This is a genomic window from Streptomyces sp. P6-2-1 (genome assembly GCF_050613165.1).
Lineage (GTDB): Bacteria > Actinomycetota > Actinomycetes > Streptomycetales > Streptomycetaceae > Streptomyces.
Map to the genome: position 1 here is coordinate 2,147,380 of NZ_CP192513.1, position 13,323 is coordinate 2,160,702.

Below are 13,323 nucleotides of genomic sequence, written 5' to 3' on the forward strand. Positions count from 1 at the left end.
GAGTCCATTTTCGACATTCCCACATCACGATCCCGGCTCATGCATTCACCTCAGGAGAAAATACTACCGTCAGCACCAGCCGGCCGCGTTACCAGGGCTAGCGGCCCCCGCTCCACAGAAGGTACCCGCGTTCGCGATGTTGAGACTCACGTTCGCCTGCGTGCGACCCACATCGAGCGTTTTCGTATAGCCGTAGTGCAGGGGGCGATGGCTTGAATCGAATACGATCCTGTCAACGCGATTCCGGGTCACAAAAGCGGAGCCACGCCAACTGCCTGCAACTCCTCGCGCGACACCCCCGCCCACAGCGACCCAAATAAGCGACTTCCCTGCTTTGCCGTAGTCCCATTTGTCCGTAGTGAGCCCGTCTCCGCCAAACGTCGCGAGAACTCCGACAGCCCCGATTCCCATGCAAGCTCCTGCCGAAACGACGACGCAGGCCGTGAAGCCCGCAATGGGTATGACTCTATCCCTCCAGCCATGCCAGGTGCCGAAGGTGTCGTGGAGCCCTGATTTGGTCTGCGTCCAGGCATCTCCCCAGTTGCCCCTCACGATGTTGCCGAGGATTCCATGCTTCTCACGGCGTTCCGCATCGGCCTTCCTCTTGGCATCCTCCTTTCTCTTGTCGGCGCGCTTCTTTGCGCTGGCCGCCGCCGCGTCCGCCTTCTTCTTGTTGTAGTGGAAGACCTTGTAGGTGCTGGGGCTGGCCTTGTAGGCGGCGTACTTCTGCCGGGATTCCTTGTCCTTTTTGGGGGTCTGGTTCCAGACCCACTTGCCGTTCTTCTGGGTGTAGCCGGCGGTCATGCCGCGGTCGGCTGCCCAGCGGTCGTCGTTGTAGGTGGCGCCGCCTGCGGGGCCGTCGGGGCGCAGGCCGGTGGGGTCGGATTGGGTGATGGGGTTGTTGTGGGCGTAGGAGTAGGCGTTCATCTGGGCCGGGTCGGTTTCGTCGATGACGGGGTCGACGGAGAGGAAGCGGCCGAGGGTGGGGTCGTATTCGCGGGCGCCGAGGTGGACGAGTCCTGTGGGGTCGTCGGTGCCGCCGACGAAGCCGCGGGTGCCGGGGATGGTTTCGGAGTCCTCGGAGCGGGTCTGGCCGAAGGGGAGTTGTTTGCGGCGGGTGATGAGGAGGGTTCCGGCGGTGACGGCGGTCAGCGCGGTGCCCTGGTGGTCGTTGATGAGGTAGCTGAAGCCCTTGCCGGTCCGCACGGCGATGGTCTCACCGTCGTGGGTGTAGTAGCGGGTGGCGTCCTTGGCGCCGCTCGCGGTGACGGTGAGTTCGTTGCCTGCGGGCAGGCTCAGGGTCGTGCTGCCGTCCGCTTGGTGGGCGATCAGGCGTGAGCCGTCGGCGTCGTAGATGTAGTCGGTGTTCTTGCCGTTCTCGGTCAAGGACTTCAGGTGCTGTTCGTCGTCCCAGACGAGGGACTGTGAGCGGGTGCCGAGGTTGCGGGTGGTGGTGTTGCCCGCCTTGTCGTAGCCGAAGGTGTCCTTGTGGCCGTCGTCCGTGCCGCCCTTGACGGTGGCGGTCTGGACGGCGTGCGGCAGGGCCTTGCCCGGCTCGGGCTGGGTGTAGGTGGTGGTGGCTCCGCTCTGGTGGTCGGTCTGCTCGGTGCGGTTGCCCACTGCGTCGTACGTGAAGCTCTGCCAGTACGCGGCGGGGCCGCCGACCGTGGTCGAGGAGGGCTTGGCGGTGCAGTCCTTCGCCGCCGTCCACGCCTCGGTGAGTTGGCCGAGGGCGTCCTGGGTGTAGCACTGCGTGTCGACCGTGCGAGCGGTGTCCTGCCCGGACGCGGTCGTGAGCGAGGTGATGTTGCCCGCGTCGTCGTACGTCCAGGTGGAATCGTCCACGCGCTGCGGGGCGAGGTCGCGGTCGGTGATCTGACGGGTGAGGCGGCCGGTCTGCTCGTCGTAGACCCGGGTGCGGTACAGCTTCTTGCCCAGTGGCCCGAATTCGAGCCGGGTCGGGCGGGCCCACGCGTCGCGGGTGGTGTCGTTGACCAGAACGAGGGAACCCGCCGTCGTCTTGAAGGGCAGGTTGCCCTCCCCGTAGACGCTGGTGACACGTTCGCTGGGCAGGTTGCCGACGGCCGGCTGCTTCACCCATTCCTGCTGACCGGTGTACTTGTTGTACCCGAACGTCCAGTCGTAGGTGCCCGCGACCGCTCCCGCCGCGGCGGGGATGGTGACGGTGCTGGCGGTCGGCTGGTAGTCGTCGTTGTACGCGGTCGTCGCGCTCGTGTACTCCTGGCCGTCCACCCAGCGGGTGCTGGAGGTGGGCTGGCCCTTGGCGACTGTGTCCCACACGCGGCTGGTCAGGGTCGTGGAGCCCTTCTTGACCGATGTCTCGCGGCCGAGGGCGTCGTAGCTGGTGGTCAGTGTGACGCCGCGGGCGTCGGTGACCGTCGTGGCGCGGCCGAGCTTGTCGTAGCCGGTCGTCGTCGTGCCCTTGTCGGGGTCGTCGGTGCGGATCTCCTGGCCGCGCGCGTCGAAGGTGTGGGTCCAGGTGTTGCCCGCCGGGTCGGTGACCTTGAGCGGCTCGTCCCACTTGCCGTACGTGTACGAGGTCTTCTGCGAGGCCGTACGGGCCGCGTTCGTGTACTCGTACAGCTCACTCGTGCGCCCCAGCGCGTCGGTGACCGTCGTGGTCGCCTTGCCGCCCGCCGGCGGGATGACCGTTGTGCGGTCGCCGGCGTACTCGGTGCGGGCGCGCCAGGTCTCGTCGCCGTACTTGCGCGAGATGGAGTCGGTGACGCGGTTCTGCCCGTCGTACAGGTTCTCCGTCATGGACCGGACCTTGTTGTCCGACGTGGTGGTCAGCGTGGCCGAGGGGACACCGTCCGCGTAGTAGGAGTCGTAGGTCTTGTACGCGTTGCCGCGGGTGTCGTAGAGCGTCTCGGTGATCAGTCGGTTCTTCGTCCCGTACGCGGGAACTTGGGTCTCGCGGCTGCGGAGCAGACCGTCGAGGATCTCGTAGGTGGTGACATAGGAGCCGTCGTACTGGAGCGACTTGGTCGCGACCGTGTTCGCGGCCGTGGCGGAGACGGTGTACGCGAATTCCTGGGCCGGCTGGGTGGCGTGGGCGCTCTTGGGCCAGGCCGGGGTCCAGGTGCGCAGGGTGCGGCCGAGGCCGTCGTACTCGGCGTCGGCGCGCTTGCCGTTGGGGTCCACGATGCCGGTGGCCAGGCCTCGGGCGGGGTCGTACTCGGTCGTGGTGGCGTGGCCGAGCGCGTTCGTCTCGACGACCTCGGTCGGGGCGGCGATCGTGGCCGGGGTGTAGGCGGTCTTGCTGGTCTTGCCGTCCGCGTCGGTCTCGGTCAGCTCACGGCCGTGCTGGTCGTAGGTGTGCGTCGCTGTGGTGAGGTAGCCGGTGCCCTTGTCGTCCTGCTCGTCCAGGCGCGTCACGTCACCCTTGGTGGGTGCGGTGTCGAGGCTGGTGGCGCCGTCGTAGTAGTGCCGTTCGACGGATATGAGGTCGTCGGGCAGAGAGGTGGACTCGCCGCATGCCGTCGCGGTGGTCCTGATCTCCTTGACGAGGGTCAGGATGTTCGCGTCCGTGTTCTTGGCGTACGAGGTCGTGGTGCACTCCTCGTCGCCGCTCTTGGCGGTGTCGCCGAGCTCCGACTCGGTCAGCGGCTGGCCGTTGTCGTCGAAGGTCCGCTCGGTGCGCGTCGTGCGCCACTTGTCCTCGCCCAGCGAGGTGCGGGAGATCTCGGTGGCGCCGCCGGTCGCGTAGGCGTACTGCGTGGGCAGCCCGTCACGCTTGTGGGTGGAGGTGGCCGCCGAGTGCCACGGGGTGTAGCTCGTGGTGGATTCGAGGGTGCCGCCGTCCTGGCTGTAGGTGGCTTCCTCACGGGTCATGCCGGCGAAGGCCGGGTGGTCGGTGACCGAGGTGCCTTCGTGGTCGGTGACCTTGGCGTCCTTGATGCCGCGGAAGTAGCGGTACTCGGTCAGGGTCTGCTTGCCCTCGGCCGGGGCGCCGGTACGGACCTGGACGCGGCCGTAGCCCTTGCGGTCGCCGTAGGTGAGGTACTTGGCCTTCGTGAACTCGTCGGCCTCCTCCTTCGCCCACGCGAGCCCGTCGAGGTAGCTGTAGTCCGTCTCCTTGACCGGAGCGCCACCGGTGTTGTCGCTCTCCAAGACCTGGGTGACCACATAGGAGTGGAACCAGTCCAGGTACGGCTCGTACTCCGCGCCCGGGGAATCCGGCCACGAGCTGGAGCCAGTTGGAGGACGTGAGTAGGTCGTCCGACTGCCAGGGCAGCCTCAGCGTGATGGCGCGGAACGGTGACCACTCCCGCAGACGCTGAACCAGGAAGGGGCGGTCGATCGTGGCCCGGGTCATCGCCTGCACCCACCCCTCGTAAGCGGGACCGGGGTAGAGACCGGCGGCTCGACGATCCAGGTGCCGCAACGAAGCGGACTGGGCCATCGTCCTATCCGGATCAGTGAGCACGCGGCTGACCAGGTCGACCTCGTCCGCGTCGGAGACCTGCTGCGGCTCGTCGAGGTAGGCCGCGAAGCGGACGTGCTCGCCTGGGTTCTGCAGGATGTCGCAGGATGTCGTCGGCGTTCATGCGACCTGCTCCCCACGCTCGACCAGGACGCCGTTCTCGAATCGTGCGCCGGCACGGACCAGGGACACCAGGTGGGCTCCGGTGATCGCGCGCCATCGCGCCTGTGCGGATTCGACCAGCCTGAACACCCTCGCGAGCGCCGCGGTCTGGCTGCCCGCGCCTCGTGTGACCTTGGTGCGGAGCTTGACCGTGGAGATGGTCGACTCGATGGGGTTGGTGGTCCGCAGGTGGATCCAGTGCTCGGCGGGGAAGTCGTAGAACGCGAGCAGTTCGTCCCGGTCCTCGGTGATCTTCGCGACGGCCCTTGGGGAACTTGGCGCCGTAGGTCTTCGCGAACGCCTCGATCGCCTTCTCGGCGTGGGTGCGGTCCTCGGCGTTGTAAATTTCCCGCATCGCCTTCGTCGCGCCGGGCTGCCCAGACTTGGGCAGGCAGTTGGTGACGTTGCGGGATGTGTGAACCCAGCACCTTTGCGGCCTGGCTGCCGGGAACACCTCGGCGAGCGCTCGCCACAGGCCTGACACCGTCGCCGATGACCAGATCGGGGTCGCGCATGCCGCGGCGGCGGCAGTCCCGCAGCAGGTCGGCCCACGACGCGGTGGACTCGCGCAGGCCCTCGGCCAGGGCTATCAGCTCCTTCGTGCCGTCCAGCCGGACCCCGAGCAGGACCAGGACGCACGAGTGGGCCTGGCCCAGGCGGACCTTGGGGTGCACGCCGTCCGCCCAGACGTAGACGAAGTCGCGGTCGGACAGGTCCCGGTCCTGGAAGGCGGCGCGGCCGTCGCTCCACTGCTTCGTCAGCCTGGTGACGGTCGCGGGCGACAGACCGGCCGTGCCCCCGAGGAACTGCTCCAGCGCCGGGACGAAGTCACCGGAAGACAGGCCGTGCAGGTAGAGCAGTGGCAGGACCTCGGAGATCTTCGGGGACTTGCGGCACCACGACGGAAGGATCTTCGAGGAGAACCGCTTGCGCCCGCCGGTCTCATCGTCAACGCGGCGGTCGTTGATCCGCGGGGCCTTGACCTCGACCGGTCCGGCGGCGGTAACCACGGTCCCCGCCTTGTGGCGGCCGTTGCGGACCACGAGACGCCGGCCGTACTCGTCGGTCCCGGCCGACAACTCGGCTATGTACTGGTTGACCTCCGCTTCCAGCGCGGCGGCCAGCATCCTGCGGGCGCCTTCCCGAACGATCTCGTCGATCAAGGAGCCGGACTGGGTGGAGCCGTCCTCGGTGACTACGCTGAGCACGGGCGTACCTTCCCGACCCGCGCTGCAACGCGGGCCTACTCGGAGACCTTGCGGCCCCCCTCGCCGGGCCGTGGGCGCAGTCCGGTGTGTAGTGCGAGGCGTCACGGGGCCAGCTGTGTCCCGTGCCGTCATCCAGCCACCGGCCGCTCGCGTCCGCGTACGTCGCCGGGCCGTGGTCGCTGGAGGTGTGGAGGAGCCGGTCGCCGTCCGCGGCATAGCGGTAAGCGGTACACCGGGAGACGGCCTGCTCGGACCGTCGCCGCGTGTCCCACGCCACGCTCGGGAGGCACGCGGGGGGGCTCGTCCAAGCGGTGCGCGGGGGGGGCAGTCCTTCGCCCCGTACGGCCCCGAAGTGGACGCGCGGGAGCGCGTCTTGCCCGTACGGGACTCAGGTCCCGCCCGTACGGGAGGGCGTCGGTGCCACGCTTCCGCGCGGCCGCTTCCCGTAGCGGCATCCAGATCATGCCCGCCGGGCCTCGCGCCGCCAAATCGTCGTGCGGCCGGAAGAGGTACCCCGGCGCCGTCCCCGCACGATGGCGAGCACCCCGCCGGGCCCCGCCGGGCCCCCGTCGCCCGTACGGTCCGAGGCCGGGACCCGTGCGTTCCCCGCCCCCGGTGTCCCGTCCCGCGGGTCAAGCCGTACGTCGTCCGTTCCCACGATCGTGTGGTGATCGCGGCGCGGTCCCGGGGCCCGACCGAGCATCTGCACGTGCGGCGGACGTTTTCCCCCGTCCGCCACCACCTGGCCCCCTCCCGCCTCCGGACGCCCCCGCGCCCCACCCGCACGCGGCCCCTGGTGTACGTGGCCGGTCGTGCGCACCGCCTCCGCCGCCCACCTCACGACGCCTTCCCCGCCTCCTCACCACCCCGAGACGTACCGCAGCCCACCCCCTCGGGCATCTCCCGCACCTCGTACCTCAACAGATGTACGACGTAACGGGGTTGGCCCATACCCTTCCGCGGCGGACCCGCTCCCTTGTCGCCCCCGGCGGCGCCGTCCCCGCGTACAGCCGCCGCGCCCCCGCGCCCGCGCCGCGCCGTCACGTGTCCGCGCCTCGCCCTGCGACCCGGCAGCGCCGAAGCCGCCTGGTACACCGCCGGGACCTCGCTCGCGGACATCCGGGCGCGGCCTTCAAGCCCGTTACGCCGCATGCCGGTTGGGCACGGGACACGCGAATCGGACGTCTTCACGTTCCGGAGGGCCAACAGTGCCCGCAATTCGCTCTCTTCGAAATGCGACCCGAACAAAAAATTGGCATATTTCAGCTCTCCGGACCGCTAGTACGCTCTGCGACGGAGGTGGGGTCGTGACAGAGGCAAAGCCGAACATGCATCGCCGACGGCTGGGAGCGTCACTCAGGTCCCTGCGTGCCGCGGCGGGCATGACACTCGCGGAAGCCGCGGCGAAGCTCGGCATGCAGGCGCCGACGCTCTCGCGCGTCGAGAACGGCAAACAGCGCGTGCCGATCGTCTCGTTGGCCGGATACTTCGAGATCTACGAGCCGGTCCCCGAGGAGCAGAAGGCGAAGATCAGGGCACTCGCGACGCTCGCCTCCTCCGGCAAACGCAGCAACCTGCTGGACCAGTTCACGGGGGTCGTGAAGGAGGGGGACAGTTTCGCGGAGTACCTGAATCTCTCGGAGCTGGCCGTGCGGGAGGAGCGGTACACGTGTGTCGTGCCGGGACTCCTGCAAACCCGGGAGTACGCACGATCAGTCGTGGAGCGCAGCCGGAGCTGGAGCACGCGTCGCGAGATCGACAACTTCGTCGCGTTGCGCATGGCACGGCAGGAGCGCATCTCGCGTGCGAAGGAGCCTCTCGGCTTCTGGTGCGTCCTCGACGAAGCGGCCCTGCACCGGCAGGTGGGCGACAGGCGGGTCATGCGCGAGCAGCTCGGTCGCCTGCTCGAACTGACCGGGGACCGCCCCCACGTGGGGCTTCAGGTCCTCCCCTTCTCGTACGGGGCGCACGCGGGGATCGATGGGGCGTTCAGCCTCCTCCACTTCCCCGCGGGGTCCCCGGTGGCTCTGGTCGAGAGCATGACGACGACGCTCTACCTGGAGGAGGAGGCGAACATCGGTCGCTACGAAGCCGCCTTCCAGTACTTGCGCAGCGAGGCCCTGGACACCGACGGAAGCAGGCGGCTCATTCGGCAGTTGCTCAAGGACCGCGCATGAACAGGAAGATCGACGTCTCCGCCGCCCAGTGGCACAAGAGCGAGCTGAGCGACGGCGGGAACAACTGTCTCGAAGTCGCCTTCGTCGACGGTGTGGTCGCCCTGCGCGACTCGGCGGATGCCGGTGACCCCGAGGCCCAGGTCCTCGTGATCAGCGGCAAGGACTACGAGCTGTTCACGCGGTCCGTGCGGGCCGGACAGTCCGACCTGCTGCCGTAGCCTCGCGGCGCGATCGGCGACACGGGTCCCCGGGCGGTCGTTTCCGCCGCCGTCCCCGGGCCGCCTTTTCCGGGCCGCCCGGTCCCGCTGTCCACAGCCGTGTCAGGGAGCGGGCTTGCGGGCCACCGCCGCGTAGCACGCGGACTCGGCGGCCGTCGTGGGGTCCGGGCCCTCCGGGCGCCACGCGTGGCTCGGGACGAGGCCGGGGTCCAGGAGGTCCCAGCCGTCGAAGAAGCGGGTGATCGCCTCGCGGGTACGGGCCTTGCCGGGGGTGCCGGAGGACGCGTACGCCTGGGTGAGGCGGGCGATGCCCTCCGGGTCGAACTCCGGCGTGACGTGGCTGATCGCGAGTGTGCTGCCGGGCGCCAGGGCCGACCTGAGGGCGGCGACGAGACCGTACGCCTCCTCGTCGTCGGGGACGAAGTGGAGGAGGGCGTTGAGCGAGAGGGCGACGGGACGGGAGAGGTCGAGCGTCGCGAGGAGGTCGGGCGCGGCGAGGAGGGCGGCGGGGTCGCGGGCCTCGGCCTGCACGTATGCCGTACGGCCCTGCGGGCTGCTGCGCAGGAGCGCGCGGGCGTGGGCCAGGACGATCGGGTCGTGGTCGGCGTAGACGACGCGCGCGGCGGGGCGGACGGACTGGGCGACCTCGTGGAGGTTGGGGCTCGTCGGGATGCCCGTACCGATGTCGAGGAACTGGTCGAGTCCGGCGCGGGCGAGGAGGCGGACGGAGCGGTGCATGAAGGCGCGGTTGACGCGAGCGGTGGTGAGGATGACGGGGTAGGCCGTCAGGGCGGCGGCGGCGGCTTCGCGGTCGGCGGGGAAGTTGGTCGTGCCGCCGAGGAACCAGTCGTACATGCGGGCGGAGTGCGCACGGTCCAGTTCGAGATCCACCGCGTACTCGTCCATCGCCCCTCAGCCCCTTCCCTCGCGAGCTTGTCTGCCCCGGATTCCCGGGGCCATACACACCCTGGATCAGGTGTGCGAACAGAAATCCGAGGTGTCGTCCGTTCGCAGACGAAGGGGTTACGGAGGGGAGGTGGGCGCGAGACAAAGGGGGGGCCAAGGTTGCGGGGTTGCCGGGGGTCGCGCGGGGACGCGTGCGGTGGCTCCCGGCGATGCGGGCTGATCGGGGCTTAAGGAGCGGCGCCTGTGCGGTGCGAGCGAGGGGCGGGGGACGAGGGGGGTCGGGGTGCGGCGAACGGGACGGATACGGGTGCGGGGGCGGGGGCGGGTGCCGGGACGACGGGGTCCGGCGGGGGCGTACGGGCCGTGCTCGATCCTTCGTTGATCGCGCCCCGCCGGCCCGACCTGACCTTCGACGCCTTCGCGGACTCGCACGTGAAGCTGTGGGAGCGGTACGCGGAGACGCAGGTCGGCGCGGCGCACAGGGACGAGGTCGTGGCGCGGGTGTGCGGGTGGCTGCGCGGGAACTGGGCGCGGGCGCTGGGCTCGGACTCGGTGGCGCGGTACGCGTGGCGGGTGCTGAAGGCGGAGGTGCACGCGTGCGCGAGGGAGCGGGGGGTGCGGCCCGTGAGCGAGATGCCGGGTGCGGCGCTGGCGGAACTTCCGGAGAGGCTTTACGACTTGGTGGTGCTGCGGTACGAACTCGGGGTCGGTGACGCGGAGATCGCGGACTATCTGGGGATCGAGCAGGCGGCGGTGGGGGCGCAGGCGCGGTACGCGCGGGGGCGCGTGGAGGCCTTGTCGGGGACGGCGGAGGCGGGCGGGTTCACGGGAGAGGGCGAGTGAGGCACGTACCGTCCCCGCATCCACCGCGGTTGCCGCACGTACCGGCGCCGACGCACGTACAGACGCCGCACGTGTCGCCGCCGACAGACGTACCGACGCCACACGCACCACCGCCACACGCACCACCGCCGCACGTACCACCGCCGCACGCACCGCGGTTGCCGCCTGTGCCGCCTCCGCACGAGCAGGCGGCGCGGGATCTGGATCTGGCCGTGGCGCTCGTCGTGGACGCGCCGCCCGCTGCGGCGAGTCTCGCGCGGCTCGTCGCGGAGCCCGTCGACGAGGGCGGGGGCGATCCCCACGGGGCCCTGGTCTTCGGGGCGTTGCTGCACCTGACGCGCGCCGAGGAGGCGGCGAGGTGGTGGTGGCGGCGGGCGGCGGAGGGCGGGAACAGGACGGCCGCGTTCCTGCTGTTCCTGCTGCACAGTGCGCGCGGGGAGTTCAGGGACGCGGAGCGGTGGCGGGCGCGGGGGCGGCGGACGCCGAAGCCGGGGACGGCCGGGGGCCGGGCCGGCGGTGCGCCGCCACCGCTGTCGGCCGCCGTGCGGCACCGGCTGCTCGCGCAGTGCCACGCGCGTCGTACACCCTCACTGCCCGCCGCGCTGGAGAGCCTCGTGAACCGGCTGCCGCAGGTCCCCGCCGTCGATCCCGAGTACGGCGACCCCTCGGACGTGCCGCACCCCGACGCGTCCCTGCGACACCTGCTCGACAACAACTCCGGTCACGCAGAGGGCAGTTAAACTCACCGTGAGTCGCGGGACGAGACGGACGAGACGGACGCACCACGGGAGGATTCTCATGACCGGTACCGGTGAACGCCATGCCGTCGTGGTCGGCGGCAGCCTCGCGGGGATGCTCACGGCGCGGGTGCTGAGCGCGCACGCGCGGGTGACCGTCGTGGAGCGCGACCGGCTCGACGAGGCGGGCGCGGGCGGTCCGCGGCCCGGGATTCCGCAGGCGCGGCACACCCATGTCTTCGTGGAGGGCGGGCAGTTGGCGCTGGAGAAGCTGCTGCCCGGCATCCTCGCCGAGCTGTCCGCGCGCGGCGCGCTGCCGGTCGGGATGCCGTACGACCTCGTGCAGCACCAGTCGGGGCGCTGGTACGAGCGCTTCGAGGCGAGTACCCGATTCCTGTCCTGTACACGGAGGTTGCTCGACGCGGTGGTACGGGAACGGGTGCTCGCCGAAGGGGGTGTGGACCTGCTCGCCGGGACCGAGGTGACGGGGCTCGTCGGGGACGCCGCGCGAGTGCGCGGGGTGCGTGTACGGAAGCGGGGGGCCGCCGAGGACCCGTACGAGATCGGGGCCGACCTCGTCGTGGACGCCTCGGGGCGTACCTCGCGGATGCCGTCGTGGCTGCGCGAGATCGGCGCGGACGCGCCCGACGAGGAGACGATCGACACGGGGCAGGGGTACGCGACCCAGCTCTACCGGCCACGACCCGGTGCCGAGGAGCCCGGTTACCACTGCCTGTACTTCCTCCCGGATGCCGAACAGCCGCTCACCGGCGTGGTGTTGCGCGTGGAGGGCGGCCTGTGGGTCGCGAGCCTGTCGGGGCCGCGCGGCAGCGAGCCGCCCACGGACCCCGCGGGATTCCTGGACTTCGCGCGCCAGTACCCGCACCCGTACCTGCGCGACTGGCTCAGCACGATGGAACCCGTCGGCAACGTCCACAGCAATCGCAGTACCGCCAACATCCGTCACTATTACGAGCGTTCGGGACACCGTCCGGCGGGATTCCTCGCGATCGGCGACGCGTTGTGCGCCTTCAACCCGATCTACGGGCAGGGGATGACGGTGGCGGCGCAGCAGGCAGTGGCGTTGCGGGAAGTGCTGGGGCGGGGCGGCGGATTGCCTGCACGGGGTGGCGGATCGGCTGCACGAGGTGGCGGATCGCCTGCACGGGGTGGCGGGTTCGTGCGAGGTGGCGGGTTTCTGCGCGGCGGCGGGCGGGGCGGGGCGAGTACGCGTGCGGTGCAGCGGGCGCTCGCCGGTGTGGTCTCCACGCCGTGGGCGATCTCGGCGGGGGCCGACCGCGCGATTCCCGGTGTGGAGTCCACGGGGCCCGGCCCGAACGCGCTCGACCGCCTCACAGGCCGCTACCTGCGCCGCGTCGCCGCGATCGTCCCCGGCGACCCGGGCGCGGGGCGCCACTACCGTTCGGTGCTCTCCCTCACCGCACCGCCGGCCCGTCTCTTCCACCCCCGGGTGGCCCTCCCGGCACTCTTCCGCGCGCCGAGGGCGACGCCGCTGGAGCCGCCGCTGGTGGTGGAGGGGTGGCGGGGAGCGGAGCACGTGGCGGGGTGAGGCGAGGTGCGCGGGCTGGGTGAGGGGGTGAGGCCGGGGTGACCGGCCGGGGCAGCGAGCGGCGGCGGATGACCGGTCCCCGGCGAGGTACGTACGGGCCGGGGGCCGGGTGAACTGGCCGGGCGGGCGGGCGAGCGGCCCGGCTCGGTGGGGGCGGGTGACAATGGGGGCATGATCCGTCCCCACGCGCTGATTGCCCGTGTGTGGCGGCTGCTTCGGCCCTTTCAGTGGCGGCTGTTGTGGTGCGCGCACGCCAAGTACAACGTCGGTGTCACCGGGGTCGTACGTGACGACGAGGGACGCGTGCTCCTGCTGCGGCACCGGCTGTGGTCGCCGCGGCGGCCCTGGGGGCTGCCGAGCGGATTCGCCGCGAAGGGCGAGGAGTTCGGGCAGACCGTCGTCCGCGAGGTCAAGGAGGAGACGGGCCTCGACGTCGTCCCCGGCCCCCTCGTCCGCCTCCGCAGCGGCTACCGCCTCCGCATCGAAGTCGCCTACGAGGCCCGCCTCACCGGCGGCACCCTGCGCATCGACCCCCTGGAGATCCTGGAGGCCCGCTGGTGCGCCCCCGACGACCTGCCCGAGGGCCTGCCCGACCTCCACGGGCGACTGATCCGGGGCGAGACGGACGCGGATTCCGTACGGGGGGTGGGGTGAGGGACAGGGGCATGGCGTGACGTCGCGCGGCGAGGTGGGGCGGGGTGGGGCGTCGTCGAGCGAGCCGGCGCGGGGGTGACGGGCCGGGAAGGCCCCCGAGACCCGCGACCGGGGGAAGTCGCGCGAGGACTCGTAAGGGGACCAGGGCGGCACGCTGATCGCGGCGGTCGCCGAAGGCGCCACTGCCTCCGCGGATCAGGTGCGGGGGCTCTCCGGTGCGGAGGTCCGCGAGACACGGCGTGATCGTCCACGCGCCACCGTGGCGGGAGGGAGCCGCGCCAATCGCGAAGCACCCCGGGCGACACGCCCGTGGAGCCACACCCGCTTCAGCGACCGGCTCCAGGCCGAGCTGAAGGACCGCACGACGTGACGGGCGGGAGGGGGTGACGGACCGGACGGGG

8 protein-coding genes and 1 pseudogene are annotated in these 13,323 nt (G+C 70.9%); 6 read left to right on the forward strand and 3 right to left on the reverse strand.

Annotated elements, in window-relative coordinates; all coding sequences use genetic code 11:
• Positions 1 to 69: 69 nt before the first annotated feature.
• Together ACQYWQ_RS09350 and ACQYWQ_RS09355 are read right to left on the reverse strand one after the other, a co-directional pair.
• Complete coding sequence (locus ACQYWQ_RS09350) at positions 70 to 4,149, reverse strand: RHS repeat domain-containing protein (protein ID WP_431033703.1); 4,080 nt, start codon at positions 4,147 to 4,149, stop codon at positions 70 to 72.
• A 418-nt stretch (positions 4,150 to 4,567) separates the two neighbouring features.
• A pseudogene (locus tag ACQYWQ_RS09355) lies at positions 4,568 to 5,817 on the reverse strand (IS256 family transposase).
• 1,328 nt (positions 5,818 to 7,145) lie between these two features.
• Here ACQYWQ_RS09355 and ACQYWQ_RS09360 point away from each other — a divergent pair.
• Both ACQYWQ_RS09360 and ACQYWQ_RS09365 read left to right on the forward strand, forming a co-directional pair.
• Entirely contained in the window at positions 7,146 to 7,994 is an 849-nt protein-coding gene (locus tag ACQYWQ_RS09360) for a helix-turn-helix domain-containing protein (protein ID WP_431039124.1), read from the forward strand.
• Positions 7,991 to 8,212 (forward strand): DUF397 domain-containing protein, encoded by a 222-nt coding sequence (locus ACQYWQ_RS09365; RefSeq protein ID WP_431033704.1) that lies wholly within the window; start codon positions 7,991 to 7,993, stop codon positions 8,210 to 8,212. The genes ACQYWQ_RS09360 and ACQYWQ_RS09365 overlap by 4 nt, the downstream gene beginning before the upstream one ends.
• A 102-nt stretch (positions 8,213 to 8,314) precedes the next feature.
• On the opposite strand, the gene ACQYWQ_RS09370 is transcribed toward ACQYWQ_RS09365, so the two are convergent.
• The gene (locus ACQYWQ_RS09370) at positions 8,315 to 9,118 is read right to left on the reverse strand and encodes an SAM-dependent methyltransferase (RefSeq protein WP_431033705.1); all 804 of its coding nucleotides are present in this window, start codon (positions 9,116 to 9,118) and stop codon (positions 8,315 to 8,317) included.
• A gap of 378 nt (positions 9,119 to 9,496) precedes the next feature.
• Between ACQYWQ_RS09370 and ACQYWQ_RS09375 the strand changes: the two genes are divergently transcribed.
• The 4 genes from ACQYWQ_RS09375 to ACQYWQ_RS09390 all read left to right on the forward strand — a co-directional run bounded on the left by ACQYWQ_RS09375 (position 9,497) and on the right by ACQYWQ_RS09390 (position 12,922).
• Complete coding sequence (locus ACQYWQ_RS09375; protein WP_431033707.1) at positions 9,497 to 9,961, forward strand: hypothetical protein; 465 nt, start codon at positions 9,497 to 9,499, stop codon at positions 9,959 to 9,961.
• Positions 9,962 to 10,128: 167 nt separating this feature from the next.
• On the forward strand, positions 10,129 to 10,701 hold the full coding sequence (locus tag ACQYWQ_RS09380; RefSeq protein WP_431033708.1) for a hypothetical protein: 573 nt from the start codon (positions 10,129 to 10,131) through the stop codon (positions 10,699 to 10,701).
• 58 nt (positions 10,702 to 10,759) lie between these two features.
• Positions 10,760 to 12,268 (forward strand): NAD(P)/FAD-dependent oxidoreductase, encoded by a 1,509-nt coding sequence (locus ACQYWQ_RS09385; protein WP_431033709.1) that lies wholly within the window; start codon positions 10,760 to 10,762, stop codon positions 12,266 to 12,268.
• A 237-nt stretch (positions 12,269 to 12,505) separates the two neighbouring features.
• Positions 12,506 to 12,922: an NUDIX hydrolase gene (locus ACQYWQ_RS09390; protein WP_431039125.1), complete on the forward strand. Its 417-nt coding sequence runs from the start codon at positions 12,506 to 12,508 to the stop codon at positions 12,920 to 12,922.
• Positions 12,923 to 13,323: the final 401 nt, after the last annotated feature.